The sequence below is a fragment of the Bradyrhizobium sp. AS23.2 genome, from assembly GCF_001908185.1.
In the GTDB taxonomy this organism is placed as follows: Bacteria; Pseudomonadota; Alphaproteobacteria; order Rhizobiales; family Xanthobacteraceae; genus Bradyrhizobium.
This window is the reverse complement of sequence record NZ_LGHM01000288.1, coordinates 1-9,093: the sequence shown is the minus strand read 5'-3', so window position 1 is coordinate 9,093 and position 9,093 is coordinate 1. Positions and strand designations below refer to the sequence as shown.

The 9,093-nt window shown below is 64.4% G+C and carries 5 protein-coding genes; 2 read left to right on the top strand and 3 right to left on the bottom strand.

Annotated elements, in window-relative coordinates:
- The 3 genes from AC630_RS41315 to AC630_RS41305 all read right to left on the bottom strand — a co-directional run.
- Window positions 1-1,090: ABC transporter substrate-binding protein (locus AC630_RS41315; protein WP_074124145.1), on the bottom strand; the 1,090-nt coding region annotated here is incomplete at its 3' end.
- 287 nt (window positions 1,091-1,377) lie between these two features.
- Window positions 1,378-4,539, bottom strand: coding sequence for an efflux RND transporter permease subunit (locus AC630_RS41310; protein ID WP_074124144.1), 3,162 nt, complete (start codon window positions 4,537-4,539; stop codon window positions 1,378-1,380).
- Window positions 4,536-5,741 carry an efflux RND transporter periplasmic adaptor subunit gene (locus AC630_RS41305; RefSeq protein ID WP_074124142.1) on the bottom strand — a complete coding sequence of 402 codons (1,206 nt, stop codon included), beginning with the start codon at window positions 5,739-5,741 and terminating at the stop codon, window positions 4,536-4,538. The genes AC630_RS41310 and AC630_RS41305 overlap by 4 nt, the downstream gene beginning before the upstream one ends.
- 473 nt (window positions 5,742-6,214) lie before the next feature.
- On the opposite strand from AC630_RS41305, the gene AC630_RS41295 reads away from it, so the two are divergent.
- Window positions 6,215-7,369, top strand: a complete 1,155-nt coding sequence (locus AC630_RS41295) for an iron-containing alcohol dehydrogenase (protein ID WP_074124139.1) — start codon at window positions 6,215-6,217, stop codon at window positions 7,367-7,369.
- Window positions 7,370-7,387: 18 nt separating this feature from the next.
- On the top strand, window positions 7,388-8,938 hold the full coding sequence (locus AC630_RS41290) for an AMP-binding protein (RefSeq protein WP_074124138.1): 1,551 nt from the start codon (window positions 7,388-7,390) through the stop codon (window positions 8,936-8,938).
- Window positions 8,939-9,093 lie beyond the last annotated feature (155 nt).

Below are 9,093 nucleotides of genomic sequence, written 5' to 3'. Positions count from 1 at the left end.
CCGAGGGCTTCTTGACCTCGAACAGATACATGTCGTGGACCATGCGGCCGTTCTCGAGCACCTTGCCCTTGGCGAAGGCGTCATCGACCGGCAGCTCCTTCAGCTTCTTGGCAACCGCTTCGGTATCCTTGGTGCCGGCGGCCTTCACCGCCTTCAGATAGCTGAGCGTCGCCGAATAGGTGCCGGCATGGATCATGCTCGGCATCCGGCCGGTGCGCTTGAAGAAGCGCTCGGAGAATGCGCGCGTGGCGTCGTCGTGGTCCCAGTAGAAGCCTTCGGTCAGGACCAGGCCCTGCGCCGCCTGCAGGCCCAGACCATGCACCTCGGCCAGCGTCATCAGCAGGCTGGCGAGCTTCTGGCCACCGGAGACGATGCCGAATTCAGCGGCCTGCTTGATCGAGTTGGCGGTGTCCTGGCCGGCATTGGCAAGGCCGACGATCTTCGCCTTCGAGCTCTGCGCCTGCAGGAGGAAGGAGGAGAAGTCCGACGAGTTCAGAGGAACGCGGACCGAGCCCAACACCTTGCCGCCACTGGCGGTGACGATCTCGCTGGTGTCCTTCTCCAGCGCGTAGCCGAAGGCGTAGTCGGCGGTGAGGAAGAACCAGGTGTCGCCACCAGCCTTGGTCAGCGCACCGCCGGTGCCGACGCCGAGCGCGTGGGTATCGAAGGCCCAGTGGAAGCCGTAGGGAGAGCAGGCATTGCCGGTGATGCTCGAGGTGGCCGCGCCGACAACGATGTCGATCTTCTTCTTTTCCTTCGACAGCTCCTGCACGGCGAGCGCCACCGACGACGTCGTCAGCTCGGTGATCATGTCGACATTGTCGGCGTCATACCAGCGGCGCGCGATGGAGGTGGCGAGATCCGGCTTGTTCTGGTGATCGGCGGTGACCATCTCGACCTTCTGGCCAAGCACTTCGCCGCCAAAGTCCTCGATCGCCATCTTGGCGGCTTCAACCGAATATTTCCCGCCGTAGTCGGCATAGACGCCGGACTGGTCGTTGAGGACGCCGATCTTGACGCCTTGGGCGGAGGCCGGCGCCGCCAGCAACAGGGCAGAGGTTGCGACAGCGGCCAAAAGTGCTGATTTCATTTGTTAACTCCTAGCAGTGTTCTGTTTTGAAATCGCGCGGATACTAGTGAAGAACCCCGGCCCTGCCCATCCGTTGCATGTTGGTCGTTAGTATGAAGGCGATGCCACAAATGGCTGTCGTCCCGGACAAGCGCAGCGCAGATCCGGGACCCATAACCACAGGGAGCGGTTTTGCGAAGACTCGCGGTTGCCAGCTTCGCGCCAAAACTCCTCCCTGTGGCTATGGGTCCCCGCGTTCGCGGGGACGACAGCGAGGATTTGGATACGGCGGTGGCCATCAGCTACAATTAAGGGGCCACCGCCTCCGGCTTCTTGTCGCGCCGACCCTCGGCGAGGTTCCGCACCACGACATAGAAGATCGGCGTGAACAGGAGACCGAACAGGGTGACGCCGATCATGCCGAAGAACACGGCGACACCGACCGCCTGGCGCATCTCCGAGCCGGAGCCGGTCGAGATCACCAGCGGCAGCACGCCGAGGATGAAGGCGAAAGACGTCATCAGGATCGGCCGCAGGCGCAGGCGGCAGGCATCGATCACGGCCTCCAGCCGCGGCTTGCCTTCGTTCTCGATATCGCGCGCGAACTCGACGATCAGGATCGCGTTCTTTGCCGCCAGTCCCACCAGCACGACGAAGCCGATTTGCGTCAGGATATTGACGTCCTGCCCCATGATGCGCACACCGATCGTGGCAGCTAACAGGCACATCGGCACGATCAGGATCACCGCGAACGGCAAGGTCCAGCTGCCATATTGCGCGGCGAGCACGAGATAGACGAACAGCACGCAGATCGGGAACACGTAGAGGCCTGCATTGCCGCCGGTGACCTGCTGATAGGACAGATCCGTCCATTCGAAGGTAAAGCCGCTCGGCAGGGTGTCGTCGGCAAGCTTCTTGATGGTGTTGAGCGCGGTGGTCGAGCTGGTGCCCGGCGCCGGCTCGCCCTGGAATTCGGACGCGGCATAGAGATTGTAGCGCGCGACGCGGTCGGGGCCCGAGACATCCTTGAAATCGACCACGCTGCCGAGCATCACCATGTCGCCGGAGGCATTGCGCGTGCGCAGCCGCGCAAGGTCGCTGGGCTCTTTCCGGTACGGGAAATCAGCCTGCGCCGTGACGTGGTAGGTACGGCCAAAGAGGTTGAAGTCGTTGACATAGGTCGATCCGAAGTAAGTCTGGATCGTCTCGTTGATGCTGGCGATGGGCACGCCGAGCTTCTGCGCCTTGGTGCGGTCGATGTCGACGAAAAGCTGCGGCGTGTTGGCCGTGAATGGCGAGAACACCGAGGTCAGCGTCGGCGCCTTGCGCGCGGCAGCGACCAGCTCGTCGGTCGCAGCCGCCAGCATTTCCGGGCCGCGGCCCTGCCGGTCCTGGATGCGGATCGTGAAGCCGCCGCCGGTGCCGATGCCGGGCACGGCCGGCGGCGGAATGACGATAATGAACGCACCCTGGATTGCCAAGAGACGTTTGCGCAGCTCGGCGGTGATGACGTTCGCCGACAGTCCCTTCTTCAGGCGCACTTCGGGCTCCTCGAAGACCGGGAACAGCGCGGCTGCATTGCCGGCCTGCGTGCGCGTCGCACCGGAGAAGCCGGCGAAAGCGGCAACGCGAATGATACCCGGGGTATCCAGCGCGATCCGCTCGATCTCACGCACGATCTCGGTGGTGCGCGCCAGCGATGCCGCGCCGGGTAATTGTACGGAGACGATGACGTAGCCGCGATCCTGCGCCGGGATGAAGCCCTGCGGCGTCGTCGCGATCAGCCAGCCGGCGCTGCCGATCAGCATGACGTAGATCAGCAACATCACGACCGAATGCCGGATCACGAAATTGGCGGCGCCGGCATAGCCATGCGCCAGCCGGTCGAACACGCGGTTGAAGACGCCCGTGAAGGCATCCCAGCCGCGCGCGATGACATTCCAGCGCGCCGGTGGCCGCTTCTCCTCGTGCGGCACCAGGATCTGCGAGGCCAGCGCCGGTGACAGCGTCAGCGAGCAGAAGCACGAGATGGCGGTCGCGACCGCGATCGTGACGGCGAATTGCTGGAAGAACTGCCCGGAAATCCCTCCCAGGAATGCGGTCGGGACAAACACCGCGCAGAGCACCAGCGCGATCGAGACCAGTGCGCCGCCGACCTCCTCCATCGTCTTCAGCGCAGCGTCGCGCCGGCTCATGCCGTGCTCGAGATGGCGCTCGACATTCTCGACCACGACGATGGCATCGTCGACTACGATGCCGACGGCGAGCACGAGCCCGAACAGCGTGAGATTGTTGATGGAGAAACCGAGCGCCGCCATCACCGCGAAGGTGCCGACCAGCGAGACCGGAATCGCGATGATCGGAATGATCGCGGGCCGCCATCCCTGCAGGAACACCAGCACCACGACGACCACGAGCAGCATCGCCTCGTAGATGGTCTTGATCAGCTCGTGGACCGACTGCGCGATGAACTCGGTCGGGTTGTAGCCGATATTGTAGTCGAGGCCCTTTGGAAAACTCTCCTTGAGCTTCGTCATCGTATCGGAGATGCCCTTGGCGGTCGCGAGCGCGTTCGATCCCGGCCGCTGGGTCACCAGCATGCCGACGGCCGACTTGCGCAAGAGGAAGCTGTTGGTGGTGTAGGAGAGTGCACCGAGCTCGATGCGGGCGACGTCGCGCAGACGTACCGTGCGGCCCTCGGAGCCTGCCTTGATCAGGATGTCCTCGAACTGCTTCAAGTCTTTCAGACGTCCCGTGAAGGTGAGGTTGGGCTGGAAGGCGCGGTCGGTGATCGGCGGCTCGGCGATCTGGCCACCGGCGATCTGGATGTTCTGCGCGCGGATCGCGGCGAGCACCTCGGTGGAGGTCAGGCCAAGATTGGCGATGCGGTCGGGATCGAGCCACAGCCGCATCGAATAATCGCGCGCGCCGAAAATCTGGATGTCGCCGACGCCGTCGAGGCGCAGCAGCTGGTCGCGGACCTGGAGCAGCGCGTAGTTGGAGATATAGAGCTGGTCGAACGAATCGTCGGGCGACAGCATGAACACGACCATGAGGATGTCGGGCGAGTTCTTGCGCGTGGTGACGCCGTTTTGCTGGACTTCCGCCGGCAGGCGCGGCTGCGCGATTGCGACGCGGTTCTGCACCAGCACCTGAGCCTTGTCGAGATCGGTGCCGAGCTTGAACGTGACGGTGATGGTGAGCTGTCCGTTCGACGTCGCCTGGCTGTAGAGATACAGCATGTCCTCGACGCCGTTGATCTCCTGCTCGATGGGAGCTGCGACCGTGTCGGACACGGTCTGCGCGGAGGCGCCGGGATATTGCGTGGTGACGACGACGGTCGGCGGCACCACTTGCGGATATTCGGAGACCGGCAGCGTCGTGTAGGCGATTGCGCCGACGATCAGGAGCACGATCGACAGCACCATCGCCAGGATGGGCTGGTTGATGGAGAGGCGACCGAGATTCATGACTTGCCACCCGCCGGCGCTTGCGCCATGTGCGGGGCAACCTTGGCGCCGACGCGGGCGCGCTGGATGCCGTTGACGATGACGCGATCCTCCGCTTTCAGCCCTTCGCGGATCACACGCAGGCCGTCATCGAGCGGCCCAAGCACCACCGCGCGCGCTTCCACCGTGTCGTCCGGCTTGACCACGAACACGATCTTGCGGGACTGGTCGGTCGCAACAGCAGCGTCCGGGATCAGCAGCGCCTCATACGGCGCGCTGCCGATCAGCCGGACGCGGCCGAACTGTCCGGGCAGGATCGAGAGATCGGTGTTCTTGACCACGGCGCGGCTGCGCAGCGTGCCGGTCGAGACATCGAGGCGATTGTCGAGGAAGTTGATGGCGCCGTCATGCGACGGCTTGGTCTCGCCAGCGAGCGTGACCTGCACCGGGTTCGCGGTATCGCGCGAGCTCGGGCGGCGGCCTTCGAACCACAGCTTGCTGTATTTGATGAAGGTCGTCTCATCCATGTCGAAATAGACGTAGATCGGATCGAGCGTCACGATCGAGGTCAGCAGCGTCGAAGAGCCGTTATCGCTGCCCTGCACGAGATTGCCGGGACTGACGAGATGGCGACTGACACGGCCGGTGATCGGCGCGGCCACATGCGTGAACTCGATGTTGAGTTTCGCAGCCTTCAGCGCACCTTCGGCCTGGGTCTCGGCGGCGTGCGCAGCCTGCAATGCCTGGCGGCGCTGGTCAACGACCTGCTCGGACACCGCGCTGGTCTGGACCAGGTTCAGGCCGCGGTCGAGCTCGCGCTTGGCAAGCTCCACCTTGGCGCGCGCATCGGACAACTGGCCGTCGGCCTGTAACGCGACTGCTTCGAACGGGCGCGGGTCGATGACGTAGAGCAGATCGCCCTGATGCACGATGGCGCCGTCCTGGAATTCCACCGAGTTGACGAAGCCGCCGACGCGCGGGCGCACCTGCACCTCCTCGACCGCCTCGAAGCGGCCGGTGAATTCGTCCCAATCGGTGACGGTGCGCTTGACCGGCTGGGCAACAGTCACAGGCGCGGGCGGCGGAGCGGCAGCCTGCGAAGCCGACTTGTCGCAACCTGCGAGGGCGACGCCGGCGACGATGAGCGCGGCGATTGCGCAAAGTCGAGGCAGAACGAAATCGTGCTTTTGGACAAATCGCTCGCTTCCGTCCGGTCCAGTCATCCCAGGTCCTCGCATGAAAGCCGCGGAAGAAGCAGGGTACGCTTCTACCCGCGGGCGGCACAAGATGGGTGGCCATGATGAACTCTTCAAGACCGCGGCATACGCCATGCCCGGACGGACACCCTGGCCGGATGGCGGGTTGACAGGGAGAGAGACGGCCGCGCACACGCGGCGGTTGGTGAGTGGGATGCGCCTGGACTTATTCGCCCGGCCCATGAATTGAGCCGACCTTCCCTTCGCCTCTCCCGCCTGCGGGGAGAGGCCGGATCGCATCGCAAGATGCGATCCGGGTGAGGGGAGTTTCCGCGAGTCCAGCTATCACCTCCCCCGGCGGAGAGCCCCCCTCACCCCAACCCTCTCCCCGCAGGCGGGGAGAGGGAGAAGAGCGCCAGCATCTTCACGCATGACGAGAGGCATCCGCTCGGCTAGACTGCCATCACAAAAAAAAGACGAATTGTCCGGGGAGGACAGGCGTGCACCAGGGACGTGTCGTTTTCGGCGCGATCGAGGAGGTTGTGTTCGGCCATCCTGCGGCCGGCGCCATCGTTGCGCAGATGGACCGGCTGGGCACGCGCCGCGCTTTCCTGATGGTATCAGGCACGCTGAACCGGCAGACCGACGAAATCGCGAAGATCAAGGAGGCGCTCGGCGCCCGCTGCGCGGGCCTTTTCGACGCCATGCCGGCGCACACGCCGCGCGAGGCAGTGATCGCGGCGACCAACACGGCGCGCGAGGCAGGCGCCGATCTGATCGTCACCGTGGGCGGCGGCTCGATCACCGATGGCGCCAAGGCGGTGCAGCTCTGCCTTGCCAACGGCATCGACGATATCGAGGGAATCGAGCGCATCCGTGTGCATAAGGGCGTCGCGCCCGAGATGACCGCCCCTCACGTGCGGCAGATCAGTGTGCCGACCACGATCGCCGGCGGCGAATTCAGCTCGATCGCGGGCGTGACCGACCGCAGCACGCATGTGAAGCAGATGTTGCGGCATCCGCTCATCGTGCCGCGCGCGACCATTCTCGATCCCGCCATCACCGTGCACACGCCGGAATGGCTGTTCCTCTCCACCGGCATCCGCGCCGTCGACCATTGCGTCGAGGCAATCTGCTCGCGCGAGACACACCCCTACGCCGACGCACAGTCGGTGAAGGGCTTGGCCATGCTCGCTGACGCGCTGCCGCGGGTGAAGGCCAATCCCGCCGATCTCGACGCCCGGATGGACGCGCAGATCGGCACCTGGCTGTCGATGGGCGCGCTTTCGGCCGGCGTGCCGATGGGTGCGAGCCACGGCATCGGCTACGTGCTGGGCGCGGCCTTCGACGTGCCGCACGGCTACACCTCCTGCATCATGCTGCCCGCGGTGATGCGCTGGAATGCACGCGACAATGCCGAGCGCCAGATGACCGTTGCGGCCGCGATGGGTTTCCCCGGACAGAACGCCGCCGACGTGCTCGATGCCTTCATTCGCTCGCTCGGTATGCCGCGCAGCCTCTCGGATATGCGCGTCTCGCCGGAACATTTCGACGCCATCGCCGAACAGGCGATGCGCACGAACTGGATCCCGCGCAACCCGCGCAAGATCGGCAGCCCCGCCGACATTCGCGAAATCCTGCTTCTCGCCGCATAATCTAGAACCGGAGGACTGATGTACACAGGTCACCATGCCCGCCTGCGCCCGCTCCAGCCCGCCTTCATCATGGCCGCGACCGGTGAGACCGTCACCTATCGCGAGCTCGATGCGCGCAGCAATCGCCTGGCGCACCTGTTCCGCAAGCACGGCTTGAGGCGGCTCGATCACTACTCGATCTTCATGGAGAACAATTCGCGCTATCTCGAAGCTTGCGGCGCGGGCGAACGGTCGGGTCTCTACTACACCTGCATCAACTCCTTCCTGACATCAGGCGAGCTGGCCTATCTCCTCGTCAACAGCCAGTCGAAGATCCTGATCACGTCGATGGCCAAGCTCGACATCGCGCGCGAGGCGATCAAGGCCTGTCCCGACGTCAGGCTCTGCATCGTTGCCGACGGCCCCGGCGAGAGCGAGCGCATCGTCGGCCTTGCCGAGGTGACCGCAGATCTGCCGAAGACGCCGATCCCTGATGAATGGCTCGGCACCGCCATGCTCTATTCGTCCGGCACGACAGGACGGCCGAAAGGCATCCTGCGGCCGCTGCCGGAAGAGCCGCCGAAACACAATCTGCCGCTGTTCGATTTCCTGACAAAACTTTGGCGCTACCGCGAGGGCATGGTCTATCTGTCGCCGGCGCCGCTCTATCACTCCGCGCCGCAGGCCGCTGTGAACCTCACGATCCGCATGGGCGGCACCGTGATTATCATGGAGACGTTCGATCCCGAGCGTTACCTCCAGCTCGTCGAAAGATGGGGCATCACACACACCCAGCTGGTGCCGACGATGTTCTCGCGCATGCTGAAGCTGCCGGAGGAGGTGCGCACGCGCTACGACTTGTCTTCGCTCGAGGTCGCGATCCATGCCGCCGCGCCCTGCCCCGCGCTGGTCAAGGACGACATCATCAAATGGTGGGGACCGATCATCCACGAATATTACGGCGCGACCGAAGGCCTCGGCTTCACCGCCTGCAACAGCGAGGAATGGCTCGCCCATCGCGGCACCGTCGGCAAAGTTCTGCTCGGCGATCTCCATATTCTCGACGAGAACATGCAGGAGTGCCCGACCGGCACGCCGGGCCAGGTCTGGTTCAAGACGGCATCGCCGTTCGAATATTTCAATGATCCCGAGAAGACCAAGGAGGCGCGCTCGGCCGACGGCAGCATGAGCACGGTCGGCGACGTCGGCTATGTCGACGCCGATCGTTTCCTGTACCTCACCGACCGCGCCACCTTCATGATCATCTCGGGCGGGGTGAACATCTATCCGCAGGAATGCGAGAACTTGCTCATCACCCATCCGAAGGTTGCCGATGCCGCGGTATTCGGCGTGCCCAATCCCGATCTCGGCGAAGAGGTGAAGGCGGTGGTGCAGCCGATGCCGGGCGTCGTGCCGGGACGCGCGCTCGCCGAAGAGCTGATCGCCTTCTGCGGCCAGTCGCTGTCGCGGCAAAAGGTGCCGCGCTCGGTCGATTTCGAGAAGGAGCTGCCGCGGCTGCCGACGGGGAAGCTGTACAAGCGGCTGCTGCGGGACCGGTATTGGGGGAACAAGGCGTCAAGGATTGTGTGAGGGGGGCAACCACAAACTCCATTGTCGTCCCGGACAAGCGGAGCGCAGATCTACCGTGTTGTCTGTCAAGAGGGTCGACCGACTGTAAGGATGCAGCATCGTGCTCGGCCGTCAAGGCTGCATGCGCCCCGCCTTCAGCGGTGGCCTGCGGCCAG